This window comes from Brenneria sp. L3-3C-1 (assembly GCF_016456245.1).
In the GTDB taxonomy this organism is placed as follows: Bacteria; Pseudomonadota; Gammaproteobacteria; order Enterobacterales; family Enterobacteriaceae; genus Brenneria.
In genome coordinates, this window is record NZ_JAEMHF010000002.1 from 94,526 (window position 1) to 112,512 (window position 17,987).

Here is a 17,987-nt window from a genome sequence, read left to right on the forward strand (position 1 = left end):
GGATTTTTTCCGCGACATCGGACAATTCTGGTGCCGGCGTCTACCGCCGCCCAAAGGGAGATGAGTCGCCTTTATCAAACGGCACGGTGGCGCCACCAGTAGCGCAGCAACAGGATGACGGCAATGACCAGCACCACAAACAGTAAGGCGGAGAGTTTTTTATCGAAGACGCTAATAAAGTTTTCAATCGCCTGGCCGCCAAAATAACCGAGCATAACGAATAGAGAAGCCCAGAGTATGGCGCCGAGGATATTGAGCGGTACAAAGCGCGAAGGCGGCAGATGACTGGCGCCGATCAGCGCCGGACCGATGATGCGAAAACCATACATAAAGCGCACGCCGATAACGAACAGCATCGGATGACGGGCAATCAGCCCCTGGGCGCGGGCGATGCGTTTTTGCTGACCCTGCAAACGCGAGATAACCCGATCGCCGTAGCGGCGGCCGGAAAAATAGAGTAATTGATCGCCCAATGTGCCGCCAACCGCCACCACCGTAATTACCCACGGCCAGTGCAGCAATCCGTTATGCGCCGCAATGCCGCCCAGCAGAGTAATGGTTTCCCCTTCCGCCAGACAGCCGATAAACAGCGCCCAGTAACCGAATTGAGAAATGTAATGGGGCAGATCGGACATAGTTATGCCTTGTGTTTTTGTACAACAAACAATCAGAATCCGGAAAATATCAGGGGGACAAATAAATCCCTATACAAATCTGAGCTTACTTACTTTTACGACTATATAAAGCTTCATATTTCGCTATCATGTCATCTAGCTTAAACGCTGACATGACCTTACGCCTCGCATTCAGTCCATGTTTTACTCGCAAAGCATCATCGGTTACATAAATGCCGATCTTTTCTGCCAGAGCCTGATAATCTTTTGCATCGACCAGAAAACCCGATTCATCATCGGTAATTACCTCTGGAACTCCTTCAACATTAGTAGCAATACTGGGAACACCAAATACAGCAGCCTCTCCCAACACTAAACCAAATGCTTCATAAATAGATGGCAAGCAAAAAACATCTATATGGGAGTAAAAGTTTTCTTTGTCAAATATCCAATCTCTAAAGTTAACCACATCCATGAGATTATTTTCTTCAACAAAACGCATACATTGAGCACTTAACTCCCCCTCTCCAGCCATTGTCAAAGTAACATCCTGTCGAGTAAATAAATTAGTTTCTAAACCAAACTTCAAGGCTTGCAAAAGCGTTAGCGGATCTTTTTGTGGATCAAGCCTACCCATGAAACCAATACGTAATTTATCTTTTCGCAATGTACTGACGGAAATTAAATCAACCGTCGCTGGCCTAAGCGTAACGGCATTATGAATACACAACTTGTTTCTTACAAACGGATAATATTTTAGATAGTGCCGATTCACACTAACGAGCACGTCCGAAAAGAAGCTGAAAAAGAACTCAACCAAATAATAAAATATTCTCTTATGCTTTTTTTCAAATTTATGATAGGCGATTCCATGTACGGAGTGGATAACATAGCGACAGCCGGCTAATTTTGCTGCAAATCTCGCGACAATTCCTGGCTTAGTAGAGTTTGTATGTACAATATCGAACTTATATTCTCTGAAAATTTTAAATAGTTCACAGAAAGCCTTTACATCCAAATAGCCGATTTCACGCTTTAAAGATGGCACAAAAATTATTTTTACATCCTGGCTCTCAAATTTTCTAATAAACTCATCACTGGGATTATAACCACCGCCAAAAATAATGTATTTATCATAGATGTCTGGCAAGTTAGACAAAATATCAAGACTAACCTGTTGAACTCCCGACAGCTTGGGAATCACCTGTACATGTACAATCTTTTTCATATATATCACTTAAAAATCATTTTCTTTCCAATGGCCCGAACTTGCCTTTCAAACCATCTCGAAGCCCCCAAAACCCATATTTTATATATTCTTTCTTTTGGCCAGAACTGATTATCGAAACAACAAAACGAAGAAGGTTAAACACAGCCTCTCTCAATTTATATCCTATAGGCACGTAATTAAGTCTCATAAGATAAAAGCTGTTTCTAATAAGATAATATCTCCTTAGAGGACTATGCACAGAAACATTTCTTCCCATAATTGACATTCTTCTGTCACCGATGCTGTGGGCCATTTTTGCATCTGGTACAATAAAAACCTTATAACCCAAGTTCTTAGCGCGCAATGACCATTCTATATCAATATAATCGATAAACAGTTCATCTTTCATTTTTCCGACTTTGTCAATTACCTTCATGCTAATAAGGCAACCAGACGCAATAATGAACGTAGCTTCGGTTATATTTTTTGTGGGTATTTTTTTTATAAACGGTCCAATATATACCGTTGCCGGATAAGGCTCATGAGAAACCGCATCAAAAAAAGCCGGACCAACTGCCGCAACTTTTTGTCCCTGGGAAATTAACAAATCCTCAGCCGTTAGAAGCGATTTTATAAAATCATCCTCAATTAAGCTATCTTGATCAAACAGAATAATATGTGTCGCCTCATGCTGATAAGCGTAATCAATACCCAGATTTTGAGCTGCCGATAATCCAATGTTTAATGGTGACAAAATCAGTTCCGCACTATCAAGATTTTTTTTTACAAGCTCTGATAATGCAGTTGAGTTTGAAGAGGCATTATCAATAATGATAATTTTATCAACTTGTTTTTTTATAGAATGCAATGATTCCTGTAATTCAGTTAAAACAGGATTATAAGTGACTAAGATAGCTACAACAGTATAAGTCATATATTATAAACGCCATTATTTTGGATATGATATAGTTCTATTTTTTGTTGCTAGGAAACAACCAGCAAAAACGGAAAAAGAGAAAGACAGTAAAACGGGGTTAGAATATGAGGCGATATAAAAACCATATAGGGCATAAACTTCTGGAAACTTATTTTTCTTAACCAATGTCATCAATAGAAAGAAAAAAGCAAAAGAATATACAAAATAGCCTAAAAGTCCATACTTCCTGATTAGTTCCAACTGACTTATTTCAATATTATCAGTGAATTTCTCAAACCCAATTGAATAGACTTCAGAACCTGGACCCATGCCAATAATTAAATTTTCTATACTCATAGAATTAAATATGGAAATAAGATGGCCTTGTCTTATATGAAATCCACTTCCATCCATGACATAATCCATACCGACCTGTAGATAAAGAATTAAACAAATGACTATAAAAATAAAGCTCTGAAGAATAAAAATTCTTGCAATATATTTCCTAATAAATAAAAGAGCCCCAGTAGCACCTAATAATATAAACGCAAAGGATGTTGAAAATCCAAACCTTGATAAACAAAGTAACAAAATAAAACAAAAGAAATATGCAGATTTCTTATAATCTTTAAAATATGAATATATCGTTATCAAAACCAGCACAAGTGTTGCTTGAAAATAAACCTGAGGATAACCATCTGGTCTTATATAAAACCAACCAGGGAACTCATAAGCTTCAATTAAAGTTACCGAACCCTCACCATAAAAATATAATGATAGAAACGTAAATATAATAACAGCAGAAAAAGCCCAGCCGGTACCAACGACACCAGATATGAGATCTTCAGATTTAAAACCTGTAAAAAAGAGATAAAAAATAGGCACTGATATTACAGGAAGTATCCAAATATAAGCGGCACTGAGCGTTATTCCATTTAATGCTGACGAAAGAAACCCTAACACTGAAAAAATAAGAAGAAGGAATATGGCAAGGAAGAAATTTAGATCGATTTTACCTGCTTTTTTTCGGAAAAAGTTATAACCTGCCCCCAGGATGGCTAAACCAAGAGCCAGCATCCTTATCCCAAGCGGGCCACCAGAATCAATAATAAAAGAAAAAAGAACGAAAACAACTAGAAAGATGGCCATTACCCTATCCCAAAAAATCAGTCAAACACCCTGAAAAAATCAACAATCGGCACCATTAAAAAAAACATCATCCAACCATTTATCCAAAGAGTATCTGGATTTAATATTTTCCATTACAGGAACATAAGGAGTACTTAGAAAAGAAAAATCAATATTCGGTAAATCCATATCTATTATTTTGATATTCTCATCGTTAAAAAAGTCATAATTAACAATATCTTTCCCAGTGGTAATGAGTTTCTTATCAAAACCTAAAGACTCTATTGATCTCATGGTTAACCCCGTCTGATCTGGGTGAGGAAGATCCAATACACCTCGTGACTGGTTATTAATATCAACAACTTCTTCATAAGACAATTGTTTTATATAGACATTTTTTGCCTGTCCTTTAAACCAAAGCTTGAGCCAGGTAACCAGATTGGTTGTCAGATAGACGTACATTGATAGCCCTTGTTCATCAATCATCTTTTGTACTTTTCTCACACAGGGTAAGCGTGAAGAATGTAACAAACCGATAAACACGAGATCATACTTCGGCAGTACTTGTGCACTTTCATTAGCCTGTCGATAAAACAAAGGCCGAAAATTAATCGAAGGATAGTGAAACGCGTCCTGTCGATCAAAAGACAATACTCGATTAAACCATGCCAATCTATCAAACACTACAGGGAATCTTTCCAATGAATCCCATTCATAAAGAATAAATTCACTGTCTGGAAGGGCTTCTCTTAATTCTCCGATAAATTCACTACTGCAATCCACTGCTTTTATGAAAAATACCTGATCGTAGGTGTTCTTTTTAGCAAGGGAGATAATACGTTTCTCATGCTTTTTTTGCAGGTATTTTTTTAGTAACGACACTCGAGAAAGAAGCCCTCCCCAGGGCCTTTCCCGTAGCAATGCAGGGCGATCGGTACATGACATGACTTCTCCCCCTCTTGCAGTAATTCTATTTACGATCACCGTTTCATAATCGTAAAAACCGATACCAATAAACAGTATTTTACGTCCTGTAAAACTCATTTATACAACCCTTTCTCTTTCATTTCCTGGATACTGGTTTCATAGCTATCCACCTGGGTTTCTTGTGTCATTACCCAATCGACAAATTTCCTGATACCTTGTTCAAAGCTCACCGATGGCGTAAAATCCAGCACCGCTTTGATTTTATTAAGATCGGCAATATTATGCCGGATATCGCCCACGCGAAAATTACCAGTTGTTTTTACTGCCGCAGTCGAGCCATAGGCCTGAACCAGGGTATTTGCAACATGCGTAACGCTGGTTGATACACCGGCGCCAACATTAAAAACGTGCCCCGCTGCAACTGGATTTTCAATGCCGGCAATCGTGGCATTCACCACGTCATCAATATAAACAAAATCACGGCTTTCCTTTCCGTCTTCGAAAATGAAGATATCGTTACCATTACGAATTCGGGTCGAGAAAATAGAAAGTATCCCGGTATAAGGATTTGATAGCGATTGTCCCGGACCGTAAACATTTTGATAGCGGAAAGCGACGGCAGGAATATTCAGCGCCTTGCCCGCGGCCAAAACAAGCTGCTCTTGAGTTTGTTTTGTAATGCCATAGATTGAAGAAGGATGAATTTTGCTATCTTCGTGCGTAGTCAGCATTTCAACATTACGCGCGCATACCGGGCATTTCACTTCAAAATCGCCCTTCTCCATATCATCGGCATGCCGAGACTCCGGATAAACCTCACCGCACTCATCACAAGCATAACGGCCTTCACCGTAGATTGCTCGCGAAGATGCAACAACGATTTTTGAAACCTCATGCGGTTCATTCGCGAGCAGATCCAAAAAGATCCCGGTGCCTCCGACGTTAACATCGGTATATTGCTGAATCTGGTACATAGATTGACCTGTACCGGTTTCCGCTGCCAGATGAACCACGCAATTTTGACCTTTCAGAGCTTTCTGCCAGTCATCTTTTGAACGCACATCGCCATGAATAAAGGTAACTTTATCTTTAATACTTTCATACAGCGGTGAATGATCGCCATGAATCTGGGGGGATAAATTATCTAAAACTGTGACGTTCCATCCTTTTTTAATCAGCGCAAGCGCCAGGTTAGAACCGATAAAACCCGCTCCCCCGGAAATAAGAACATTATGATTTGACATATTTACTCCTTGTTTTTTTCAACAGATAACCATGACTGGGTTACCGGATCATATTTTTTAATTATTCTTGCTGGTATCCCAGCGATAACACATCCTGAAGGGAAATGTCCTTTAACAACCGAATTAGCGCCGACAATACAGTGATCGCCCAATGTTGTTCCAGCCAGAATACGTGCCCCTGCCCCGAGGAAGCAACGTGAACCAATACTGATAGGATTGTGTATTAAGGGTTGTTCTAATACATTAACATCAATATCTCTATATTCATGTTCCGTGTCATTAATCATCACGTCGATTGAGATCGTAACATCATCGCCGATATTCAGATTTCCTGCCGCAATAATGTGACATCGCTGCTGAATACTCACCCTATCTCCAAATGTTATCTCAGGGGAAAAGACCTTATCGCCATATTGGCTGATACCTTCTATTCGAGCGTGATGCCATATTAAAACATTACTTCCAGATGAAACATATTCCGGAGTCCAAAATATAGGTTTAAAAACAATGAGATGACTACCACACGATTTCATTCTGGGGCGATAGAAGAGATAGGTATAATATTTTCGAGACAAAAGATAAAAAAACTGTAATTTTCTTGAAAAAGGCATATTACTGAAATTTTTTATCTTTCTAAATATCTTATTCACTAGTGAGCTCAATTTAATGTTTATTATTTAAAGTATTGGTTATCGATATTTTATAATTATTAATATTATAACCAGTAATATATTTCAGCCTTGACTCAACCTCAACCCAGAAATCTTCAGTGCAGATTTCAGACTTTACTTTACTAATTTTAGTCATCAATGATAATTCATCATCGAAACCATCATCCATGACGTTAATACTATCATCAGCATCTTCATCAATATATCGTAAGCTTGCACAGTTATTCATATAGCTATCATAATAGGCCGTACTGTTGTACGAAATCGTCATGTGATACTTATCTGATTCCAGCAAAGACTTTATCGTGCCTGAAGCACATAAAGAAAATCCATATTTTTCAAAGATCTCATTATAATCATTGATCTGCAAAGACGGGTGCATCTTTACATCAATTTTAATTTCCGGATCCTGCAACTTCAGCGATGATAACAGTTTTAACATTTTCATGTTATTAGCGTGAAAGGTGTATCTAGACAATAGAACTAAAATACAGGGCTTGCCTTGTAATGTTCTTTTACCCAATTTTTTAGTCTCATTAGGATAACCGGCAACTAACATTTGCTCACGTGGTACACCATAACGAGAAAATTCGTTTTTTGTATATTCCCCCCAGCATAACAGCCGATCAGAAATAATATTTTCGTATGCAATCATATCTATATTTTTATTATCACAAATAAAATACAAGCCATGTTGTAGGGTGTAAGTGCGGATATTCTTATTTTTAAAAAAGGTATCTAAAACCCCTTCATCCATATGTGAACTACAAAAAGCGATATAAGCTTCTGGCATATCCACTCTTTTTTTTTCTAATGTATCGATGTAGTTCATTAAATAGGAGAAGAAAGATGAAATAAGTATTTTATCCTTAAAAGAAATCCCATCAACTCTCGAGAAAACAAATCGTATTGCTTTGATGATGTTAATTAAATTGACCTTTATCCTTTTTTTATTGTGATTAAGATCAATAAGGGGGCCTGGAACCTGTTCACGAACATAATTTAACAGTGAATAATAATCATCACGGCCATACCCCCCCATAGAATACAAAAAGAAAGGTTTTTCCTGCCCTACAGGTAGTTCAACATCTCGCGAGGAAAAAAATCGGGTTATATCCCAATAATTAAATACCTTTTTACCATAAATAATAGATGCCAACTCCACAGAAATAATTTTATGTAAGGGATACCCTCTGTAATTAAAAGATAGTTTCCCTTTACATTCTTTATATTTTAAGAAAAAGTCTTCCACCAGAATACCTCTATTAGGAATAGCCAAATACTATTTGTTTTTTTTGAGGAGATAAAAAGATTTATACGCGCGCAGTAAGAAAACAGTCACTTCGGCAAGTAACGTTAATAACGCGATGTATAGCGCCATAACGTGTCCTGTAACATAGAGTACGGCTAAGCCTATAGAGTAAAAAGAAGCACCAATCATAAGAGTTTGATTAGCGACTCGATGAAATCCCAGACTGCCTAAAAGAGGAAATCCCAAAAATGACGAAGGCACGATAAACAAACAGGCAATCATAAATATTTTCACCAGAATAACTGCCGTTTCAAATCCTTCGCCAACGTACCAATAAATAACATCATCCACCCATCCCCAAAGTAAGGCACAAGCGATAAATGCAACAACCATAAGCGCACTACAAGTCATTAATAAAAAACGGACATCTTTTCTAAAAACCATAAAAGGATAAAAGGCCTGTGTTACCGCAGCAATAGCCATTTGTCCGAGTTTATAAAACTGATCCGCCACAGCATAAACGGCAGCTTCACTGGTTCCTGCAACACGTGAAACAATAAAGACCGACGCCTGCGTGTACATCGCCACCATGACTCGCGGCGCATAAAATCCCATCGCATTTTTCAACAAAAACGTCATATCCGCATAATGACACAAGGTAAATCCGTATCCCCGCCATTTGCTATATATAAGTGAAAAAATCATACAGACGATGGAAGAGAGGCCTAGCGTATAAGTAACCAGGTAAAACTCGGCAGAGCTGTGAACGAAGAAATAGATAACAGCAAGCATAACCAGTTTACTGAGCACGGTAGCAAAAGTAATAATTTTAAGGGCTTCGATACCTTGAAATAGCCAGTTCGGCTGTAACGATGTCGCCACCAGGAAAAGCCAGAAAGGTACGGCATAACTGAAAAAGTGGTGTGGGGGTGCCAACAGCACAAAAATAGCAAGGCTCAATAGCAATATCGGTATTTTTATTAAAAAGGAGGCTGATAACAATTTTCCTACATATTTAGGGTCTTCACGATGTTCCGAGACTTCCTTTATTAAATATAGAGCCATCCCTAAATCAACAATCACGAAAGCAAAGCTGGAGAGTGAGACACCTGACACATACAATCCATATTCATCTTTGCTTAATCTATTGATTAACAACGGCGTTAATATAACGCCGACAACAATTGAGCTGGCTTGAGTAATAATAGTTGCCAGAATATTAAAAAAAAGGTTTAGCTTTGGATGAATTGGTTTCATGAATGGTCTTTTAATTATATATTTTCAGATAATTTTAAAAAAATGGGCTTATTTTTAACCAAAAAGCCCATTTAAAAATAATCAATGAATTAGTCAACGTTCATAATTTTTAATACTTTTTCAACATCCTCAGGCGTATCGATTGCCAGACTATTGCCATGGAGGCTAACCATATTGACGTCATATCCCAGTTCCAGAAAACGCAATATCTCGATATCTTCCTCATTTTCAAAGGGGGTTTTTTCTTCACATGAAGAAAAATCCTGCAACGCCTTGATCGGAAAACCATAAATACAAATCTGCTTCCAGGATTTGTTAAATACACCAGTCTTACTGGAAGGAATCGCGGCACGGCTCATGTACATCAAGCGTCCATCAGGACGGAAAACAACCTTCGGGATGGTTTTACTTTCATATTCGGAAGGATCCGTAATTGGAGCCATGCCATTAACAATGGAATCCGGCTTACGCAAGCATTCGTCAATGATGGTTTTAATATCGTCTGGATTAATGATAGGTTCATCGCCCTGAACGTTGACGACAAAATCCAGATTGCCGATTTTCTGACACGCTTCATGGACACGATCCGTTCCCGTCTTGCATTCACGAGACGTCATAATAACATTTGGAGTAAATGTTAAACAAAAATCCAGAATTTTTTCATCATCGGTCGCGATGTACACCCTACCGGCTTCAACAGCCAGGCAGCAACGCTGCCAGACGCGTTTTATCATCGGCACACCATTCAACTCGATAAGTGGCTTACCAGGTAAACGGGTCGATTGATATCTTGCTGGTATCACTATGGCATAATTCATATATCACCTAATTATTTCTAAATGAGTAAAGTCCTTTATCTCATGACCGGTAAAACTTGCCGATGATCTCACTAAATTTGCTGCCGTAGATAACCCCGAAACAAACATAAAATCAATTTTATTTTCCTTAGCCGCAGTTAAATCCCCTAATGCATCACCAAACATAATGCCGTTTCGATAACCTCGTTCAAGAATTTTTTTTATATTATTAGCTTTCGACTCTGGAGAACCAAATATTCCTGAAAAATAGCTATCCAGGCTCCTCGCAGAAAATACATCCCGCAGTTCCTGTTCATCGGAACCGCTGGCCACATACTTATCTTCTTTAATAGCCGTTATAAATTCAATAAATCCTGTATTGAGTTTTGCTTCTTTATAGAGTTTTTTACAAAAATCCGCATAACGGTAAAGAATATTATCGTACTGCTGCTGATATTGTTCCTTTGAGCATAATAAAATATTTTTTAGAAAATGCTCAATATGAAGGTAACGGGAGCGACCGAAATTTTGAGAAAAATAATCGATACACTCATTGACCCGATGCACTGGGTAAGAACCCAGTGCTTTTTTCATCGCATCCAGTTTTAGCTGGTTTGAATCAAGGATAACGCCGTCACAATCAAAGATATATACATCATGATCAGACGAGAGGCGCATAAATCGAACCTTTTTTAAGCGGATAGGACGTAGGCGTTAATGAGATGATCTCTTTCTTCTCTTGATACTCATTAATCCTAATGATCAGATCCACCATTTCCTGTTGCCTGTCATCACCTTTTTCATAGCCATCAAATCCCACCAGCCTTATGGATGATGAATTTGCGGCTAACGCTGCGGAAATCGCGTAACCGATGGTCAACTCAGAGGGGATTATGCAATAACTTTTTTCTACTGCATATTTTTCGGCCTCTACTCTGAGACCATAGTCAAAAATTTCCGTTTTCGGACTCAGGTAGGACAATTCGTCATTATTAAAACGATGCTTGGGAAGAATTAACGGCTTCGTCAGACTGCTATACTTGTTTTTATCTGCCAAAAACTTGGTGTTATGAGAAATAATATAATAACTGACGTACTCTGCCGGGATATTCTTATTCACATTGATGGATAGCACAATTGGCTGATGCTCGACAATATAATCGATAATGCCGTTCTTATAGCGCAACACACTGTCGCCGCTACCAATAATCAGTACCTCACGATTGGCGAACCGCCCGCTCAAATCATCGCCGCCTGCAACAGTATCGCTATCTTGATCGTTAAGTTTTAAAGCCTGTTCTAATACCTTACCGCTGTAGGAGGAGGCCTGCGCCTTACTGAGGTAATCTATTGCGCCGACAATTTCATCAGGCCCATAGCGCTCATTGGATAACAGGTTCTGCACATACGTTGGATGCACATTGTTCTGCGCTCCGATGAAATAGAGAAAATTACTTCCCCAACCATATGCCTTCTGCATCTTGTCAAAATGCCTGACCACCAGATCGTAAACGGGAGCCGGGTTATAAGGCGATCCGGACTTACTCAATACGGTTAGCAGGTTTTCAGTCTGCGCGTTACCTGCCCCACGCCCCATACCTGTTACAGTAACATCCAGCCAGGTAACGCCATCTTCGTAGGCCATTAACGTGTTATCAAGGGCTTTGGCCATGTTATTGTGCGTATGAATACCTAGCTCGCCTTCCCAGTGAATTCTCAGCGCCTGAATAATTCGCTGAACCTCTTTGGTATCCATATTGCCTAAAGAGTCAGCAAAATAAAGCACATCAAGACAGTTCCATGCTACAGCCTGCCGGGCTTTCTCAGAAATAACTTCACTGGGCTTGCCGCCAGATTGCATCAGATTGAATCCGACTTTATAGCCTTTTTGCTTCAATGCCTTGGCGATTGCTCCCGATTGCTCAACTTCATGAAAGTGGGCGGCAATACGCACTAAACTGATTTTACTTTCAGTCTTATCGACAAATAATTTATTAATCGCCTCTTCTACCGGCATATTTGCAGAAAGAACCGTTTTAGCATCAATCATGACACCATAAACCGGCCCCTCTGGCAGAACCAGACGGTTGACCAAACTTTCTGTCGTGTAAGCAAAAGGCCCTAAAAAACCATTTTGAGGAAAGTTACGCAATCCCAGTTCGACATAATCAATCTTAGCTGCGGCAACCGCTGCCAAATATGCATTGACGACCTCAAAATCGAAATCCCAATTGTTGTAGTAGCCACCGTCACGTAGAGTACAGTCCAGAATTTTCATTCCCATTACCTCTTTTAAGAATAAGTTTGTAATTCGATAAGTCCGCCTTAAAACACATCTGCTTCAGACAGTCTTTTCGCATTCTTGTCCTTCTCTGAAAGTAACGGCTGTATATCCAGCGGCCACTCGATACCAATACTTTCATCATTCCATAAAACGCCGCGGTCACTTATCGGCGCATAGTAATTGGTCGTTTTATAAAGAAACTCTGCTGTTTCGCTCAATGTCAGGAACCCATGAGCAAAACCGGCCGGGATCCAGAACTGTCGTTTATTTTCTGCGGAAAGATGGACCCCTACCCACTGCCCAAAAGTGGGAGAAGACTTTCTTATATCGACCGCAACATCGAACACCTCGCCAACAACACATCTAACCAGTTTATCCTGTGCGTGCGGGGCCAATTGATAATGCAAGCCGCGTAATACGCCTTTGGATGATTTTGAATGGTTGTCCTGAACAAAGTTTATAGAATATCCAATGGCTTCTTCGAAATTTTTCTGGTTGAAACTTTCATAAAAAAAACCGCGATCGTCGCCAAAAACAGTAGGTTCGATAATTTTTACAGCAGGAATTTTAGTATCGATTATTTTCATGGTTATCACTTATTTATACAGTTGAATATTCTCAAGTGCTTTTTTCCAGTCGCTGGGATGAATATCAAAGAATTGATTTATTTTACAGCAGTTCAATTTTGAAAAGTGCGGTCGCTTTGCAGGCGTGGGATACTGTTCTGTTTTTAGCGCATTGAGTTCGGGCTTTCTTTCCAATATGTTTTTTTCTACCGCGATATCGAATATTTTCTCAGCAAATTCAAACCAGCTGACATAAGGTACGCCGCTGAAATGATATATACCCCAGTGGGTTGTTTTTTGAGCGTGGATTTTTTTTGCAATTATAATTAAGGCGTCGGCGATATCGCCAGCGTAAGTCGGGCCGCCAAACTGATCGGCGACAATACCGAGTGAATCACGATCCTTACCCAGACGAAGCATGGTTTTTACAAAATTATGACCATCCTCGCCAAAGACCCAGGCCGTTCTCAGAATAATATGTCGCTCACAGGCCTGCGCGACGGCAACCTCGCCGGCATGTTTACTTTTACCGTAAACGCTTTGCGGATCGATAGGATCCGATTCAACGTAAGGCTCGTCGCTGTCACCATTGAAAACATAATCGGTTGATATATGTAATATTGCCGCTCCGTTTTCCTCCGCGGCCTCAGCCAGAAATTGCGGCCCGTCTCGATTGATTTTATAAGATAAATCTATTTCCTGTTCTGCTTTATCAACTGCGGTATGGGCGGCAGCATTAATAATTACGTCCGGCTTAAATGTAGCGACGGACTGAAATACCGCTTTACGATCGGTAATATCCAGAACGTCCCGATCGACTGCAAGCAATTCCGTACAGCCTTGCAAACGCTCAACCAGACGGCTTCCTACTTGTCCATGAGCACCCGTAATCAATATTCTCATCATCATTTATCTCAAACAGTTGGTTTAAGCAGCGATATTAAATAACGGCCATAGTCATTTTTCAGCATAGGCTCGGCTAAAACGGCAAGCTCATTATCATTCAGCCAGCCGTTGCGCCAGGCGATTTCTTCCAGACAAGCAACTTTCAGCCCTTGAACATGCTCAATGGTTTCGACAAAAGAGGATGCCTCATGCAAACTTTCATGAGTCCCTGAATCCAGCCAGGCAAATCCGCGCCCCAGCAATTCGACATTAAGGCTACCATCATCCAGATACATTTGATTGACCGCGGTAATCTCTAATTCACCTCGACTTGACGGTTTAACAGCCTTCGCAAAATCAATAACTTGATTATCGTAGAAATAAAGTCCCGTTACAGCCCAGCTTGATTTCGGTTTTAGCGGCTTCTCTTCAATTGAAAGAACTTTATTATCTGCGTCGAATTCAACCACGCCAAAACGTTCAGGGTCTTTTACACGATAACCAAATACTGTCGCGCCGCACTCCCTGCTTGCTGCCTGAGCCAGCGTTCGCGAGAATGACTGTCCGTAGAAAATATTATCACCCAGCACCAGACAACAGTTATCATTGCCGATAAATGATTCTCCGATAATAAAGGCTTGCGCCAAACCATCAGGACTCGGTTGAATAGCATATTCAATATTAATACCGTATTTGCTGCCATCGCCTAATAAGCGATGAAATGCCGTACTATCCTCTGGTGTCGTAATAATTAACACATCACGGATACCTGCCAGCATAAGCGTTGACAAGGGATAATAAATCATCGGCTTATCATAAACCGGTAATAATTGCTTTGATACACCGAGCGTGATCGGATAAAGGCGCGTTCCAGAACCACCCGCTAAAATAATACCTTTCATTATTTCTCTCCCGTACCCAAACGTTCCCGGCTATACGATCCGTCTAGAACCCGGCTCCACCATTCTTTATTATTCAAATACCACTCAACCGTTTTCTTTATTCCTGAATCAAAAGTCTCCTGAGGCCGCCAGTCTAGCTCATTGGCTATTTTACTTGCATCGATTGCATAGCGCGCATCATGCCCAGGACGATCCTTGACGTAAGTAATTAAATCCTTATAAGCACCGACATTCGCTGGCTTATTTGGCGCTAACTCTTCAAGTAGGGAACATATTTTCTCAACCACCTCAATATTAGCTTTTTCATTATGTCCGCCAATATTGTAGGTCTCGCCGATAACTCCGGTAGTCACTACGGTATAAAGCGCTCTTGCATGATCTTCAACATACAACCAGTCACGAATTTGTTTACCATCGCCATAAACCGGTAACGTTTTGCCTTCCAGCGCATTCAGAATAATCAGCGGGATCAGTTTTTCCGGAAAATGGAAGGGGCCATAGTTATTCGAGCAATTAGTAATCAGTGTTGGTAATCCATACGTTCGATACCATGCACGCACCAGATGGTCGCTTGAAGCCTTTGATGCGGAATAGGGGCTACTTGGTGAATAAGGCGTCAACTCAGTAAATAAATCGTCCTTACCATGCAGATCCCCGTAGACCTCATCGGTTGATATATGATGAAAACGAAATTGTGCTTTTTTCTCGTCGGAGAGCTGATTCCAATATTGCCGCGCAGATTCCAATAATGTATACGTGCCTACAATATTGGTTTCGATAAACGCGGACGGCCCATCGATTGAACGATCAACATGACTCTCAGCCGCCAGATGCATCACAGCATCCGGCTGATATTGTATAAAAACACGATCTAATTCTGTACGATTACAAATATCGATTTTTTCAAAAATATACCGTTCGGAATCACTAACTTTATTAACTGATTCTAAATTTCCAGCATAAGTTAATTTATCGATATTGATAACTGAGTCGTTAGTATTTTTAATAATATGGCGAACGACTGCCGAACCAATAAATCCGGCACCACCAGTAATTAATATTTTCACTATTAGCCCTTTGTGTTAAAAGAACAAGAATAGTACCTTGCCGATATATGACCAGCAAGGTAATTAAAGAGATAAGCAATTATTTATCAGATTTATAATCGTATGTATAATAATGATAATTACCATAACCATAGTAACTGGCTGCGCGTTTTACAATTGCGTTCAGAATCACACCTTTAATCTCTGCACCATTTTGCTCAAAGCGACGAATACTCACCTCAATCTCTTTTAATGTATTCAGCTCAAAGCGAGCAACTAATAGTGAGGTTCCGGCATGACGGCTAATAATAGCAGCATCAGTTACCGCTAATATAGGCGGTGTATCAAGTAACACAATATTGTAGTTCTCTCCAGCCCATTTTATAAATTCAGGGAAACGGCTATGCATCAGCAACTCAGAAGGATTAGGCGGAATTTGTCCTCTTGGGATAAAATCCATATTTTCTACCGCCGTTTTTCGAACTGTTTTTTCTGTAATTACTTGCCCAGATAAAATATTGGATAAACCGTTACCACCATCAGTTCCCATTAATTCATGAGCATACCCTTTACGCATATCACAGTCGACAATCAAAACTTTCTGTCCTGATTGCGCAATAACCGCCCCCAGGTTGGCACTAACGAAGGTTTTACCAATCGCCGGACTGGCGCCGGAAATCATCAATACATTGTTTTTCGCTTCCATCATTGCGAAATGCAAGCTGGTGCGTAAGCTACGGATAGCTTCAATAGCCAAATCCGTTGGATTACCGACAGCTAGCAACTCATTCGAACGGGCGTTAATTTTCTTGTTCTTATTACGAACAAATAGCTCTCTGTCTTTTTTCTGCTGCCATTCGGAAAGCGGAACGCTGGCGTAAACGTTAATACCTAGCTCTTCCAGTTGTTCCGGGCTTTCAATTCCTTTATGCAACATTGTTCTAACGGCAACAAACGAGATAGAGACAATACCACCAAGAATAATACTCAACAGCACCAACAATGTTTTTCTTGGTTTAACTGGTTTAGGCTGTGTAACAGATGTATCTATAATTCTTACGTACCCAACAGTGCTTGCTTTATTTATACTAAGTTCCTGTTGTTTATTAAGAAGTTGCATATAAACTTCTTGCCCAGCCTCTACATCTCGTGTTAACCGCAATATTTCCTGTTGGGTTTTTGGCATTCCGCTTACGCGCTTGTTTAACTTATCGCGCTCTTGCTCAAGCGTAACTCGTTTTTCCATCAAGGCCCGATAAGCCGGGTGCTCTTTGGTATACAGCTTGGAGATTTCAGCCTCTTTAAAGGTCAGTTCATTTAGCTGTGATTCGACAGCCACCATAGTATCTAATACGGCTTTGGCCTCTAACGATAAATCAACAGACTCATTTTGCTGACGAAAACCATTTAGCTTATTTTCAGCTTCGGTCAATGAAGCCCGAACACTTGGCAATTGCTCTTCTAAAAACTCCAAGCTCTTTCCAGCTTCTTCAGACTTTCTTTCAACATTTTGTTTGAAATAATTCTGGCTGATGCTATTCAGAATTTTATTAGTCGTTGCAGGGTCTTCACCTTCCAAACTTAACTGTAAAACCCCCGTACTCTTACCTTTATCTTCTACGGCAAAACTACCTAAAAGGTTATTAATAGCAGCCAGTTCACTCTGTTTTTTAATTATAAAAACAGTACCTTCTGATGCATTAATATCGCTAACAAGAAGCGTAATGCCGTTATTATTCTCAATACGCCCTACTACGCCAGAGAATTTAACGCCACCACTCGTATTTACTTCATAATTCTTTGAATCTAATACTTTTAATTCGATATTTTCATCTTGCCAAGCACTAGGGACGTCTAACCTGGAAACAGCTATTTTCCCAGGTTCAATCTCAAATATTCTGGCAAGACCTTTCCCAATAATAGGAAAATACTTTTGTTGAACGACTGTATCCAGTGATAAATCTCTTATAGTTTGTCCAATTACCATACGAGATTTAATCAGCTCTATTTCTGCGGCAGATTGAGGCTTAGCCTCAGGAAGCATGTTTGAAAGATCATTAAGTAAGGAGTTACCAGAACTCTGTTCTACCTGTATAAGCGCATCTGCTTTATAAATTGGCGTAGCTAAAGAGACATAAAAGATACCAACAATAGCAAATACCGCTGTTACTCCGATTATCAGCCATTTATTATCCAGCAATGTTCCCAATAAACGCCCTAAATCAATCTCATCCGAATTCGTTTCAGATGCTTTTACTGAAATTTTCTCTGCCATGGGTTTCCCTGAC

The 17,987-nt window shown here is 39.9% G+C and carries 17 protein-coding genes; all 17 read right to left on the reverse strand.

Annotated elements, in window-relative coordinates; all coding sequences use genetic code 11:
- Positions 1-74: 74 nt before the first annotated feature.
- A complete protein-coding gene (locus JG725_RS06870) occupies positions 75-635 on the reverse strand; it encodes a DedA family protein (protein WP_199377346.1) in 561 nt (186 codons plus the stop codon).
- An 85-nt stretch (positions 636-720) separates the two neighbouring features.
- The gene (locus tag JG725_RS06875) at positions 721-1,842 is read right to left on the reverse strand and encodes a glycosyltransferase family 4 protein (RefSeq protein WP_199377347.1); all 1,122 of its coding nucleotides are present in this window, start codon (positions 1,840-1,842) and stop codon (positions 721-723) included.
- Between the two features lie 16 nt (positions 1,843-1,858).
- A complete protein-coding gene (locus JG725_RS06880; protein ID WP_199377349.1) occupies positions 1,859-2,758 on the reverse strand; it encodes a rhamnosyltransferase in 900 nt (299 codons plus the stop codon).
- A 15-nt stretch (positions 2,759-2,773) separates the two neighbouring features.
- Entirely contained in the window at positions 2,774-3,889 is a 1,116-nt protein-coding gene (locus JG725_RS06885; RefSeq protein ID WP_199377351.1) for a hypothetical protein, read from the reverse strand.
- A gap of 39 nt (positions 3,890-3,928) precedes the next feature.
- Positions 3,929-4,912, reverse strand: a complete 984-nt coding sequence (locus JG725_RS06890; protein ID WP_199377353.1) for a hypothetical protein — start codon at positions 4,910-4,912, stop codon at positions 3,929-3,931.
- Positions 4,909-6,039, reverse strand: a complete 1,131-nt coding sequence (locus JG725_RS06895) for an NAD(P)-dependent oxidoreductase (protein WP_172289913.1) — start codon at positions 6,037-6,039, stop codon at positions 4,909-4,911. Before JG725_RS06895 ends, JG725_RS06890 begins: the two co-directional genes overlap by 4 nt.
- Before the next feature lie 2 nt (positions 6,040-6,041).
- Entirely contained in the window at positions 6,042-6,689 is a 648-nt protein-coding gene (locus JG725_RS06900) for an acyltransferase (protein WP_172289912.1), read from the reverse strand.
- Between the two features lie 13 nt (positions 6,690-6,702).
- The gene (locus tag JG725_RS06905) at positions 6,703-7,962 is read right to left on the reverse strand and encodes a hypothetical protein (protein ID WP_199377355.1); all 1,260 of its coding nucleotides are present in this window, start codon (positions 7,960-7,962) and stop codon (positions 6,703-6,705) included.
- A gap of 30 nt (positions 7,963-7,992) precedes the next feature.
- Complete coding sequence (locus JG725_RS06910; protein WP_199377357.1) at positions 7,993-9,219, reverse strand: oligosaccharide flippase family protein; 1,227 nt, start codon at positions 9,217-9,219, stop codon at positions 7,993-7,995.
- An 89-nt stretch (positions 9,220-9,308) separates the two neighbouring features.
- Positions 9,309-10,037 carry a 3-deoxy-manno-octulosonate cytidylyltransferase gene (locus tag JG725_RS06915; RefSeq protein WP_199377359.1) on the reverse strand — a complete coding sequence of 243 codons (729 nt, stop codon included), beginning with the start codon at positions 10,035-10,037 and terminating at the stop codon, positions 9,309-9,311.
- A 3-nt stretch (positions 10,038-10,040) separates the two neighbouring features.
- Positions 10,041-10,694, reverse strand: a complete 654-nt coding sequence (locus JG725_RS06920; protein ID WP_199377361.1) for an HAD family hydrolase — start codon at positions 10,692-10,694, stop codon at positions 10,041-10,043.
- Positions 10,678-12,294, reverse strand: a complete 1,617-nt coding sequence (locus JG725_RS06925; RefSeq protein WP_199377363.1) for an aldolase catalytic domain-containing protein — start codon at positions 12,292-12,294, stop codon at positions 10,678-10,680. The genes JG725_RS06920 and JG725_RS06925 overlap by 17 nt, the downstream gene beginning before the upstream one ends.
- 47 nt (positions 12,295-12,341) lie before the next feature.
- On the reverse strand, positions 12,342-12,887 hold the full coding sequence (rfbC, locus tag JG725_RS06930; protein WP_172289906.1) for a dTDP-4-dehydrorhamnose 3,5-epimerase: 546 nt from the start codon (positions 12,885-12,887) through the stop codon (positions 12,342-12,344).
- Positions 12,888-12,896: 9 nt separating this feature from the next.
- On the reverse strand, positions 12,897-13,769 hold the full coding sequence (gene rfbD / locus JG725_RS06935; protein ID WP_199377365.1) for a dTDP-4-dehydrorhamnose reductase: 873 nt from the start codon (positions 13,767-13,769) through the stop codon (positions 12,897-12,899).
- A gap of 11 nt (positions 13,770-13,780) precedes the next feature.
- Entirely contained in the window at positions 13,781-14,653 is an 873-nt protein-coding gene (gene rfbA, locus JG725_RS06940; RefSeq protein ID WP_172289905.1) for a glucose-1-phosphate thymidylyltransferase RfbA, read from the reverse strand.
- Positions 14,653-15,723: a dTDP-glucose 4,6-dehydratase gene (gene rfbB, locus JG725_RS06945; RefSeq protein ID WP_199377727.1), complete on the reverse strand. Its 1,071-nt coding sequence runs from the start codon at positions 15,721-15,723 to the stop codon at positions 14,653-14,655. The genes rfbA and rfbB overlap by 1 nt, the downstream gene beginning before the upstream one ends.
- A gap of 76 nt (positions 15,724-15,799) precedes the next feature.
- Entirely contained in the window at positions 15,800-17,974 is a 2,175-nt protein-coding gene (gene wzc, locus JG725_RS06950; protein WP_199377367.1) for a tyrosine-protein kinase Wzc, read from the reverse strand.
- Positions 17,975-17,987: the final 13 nt, after the last annotated feature.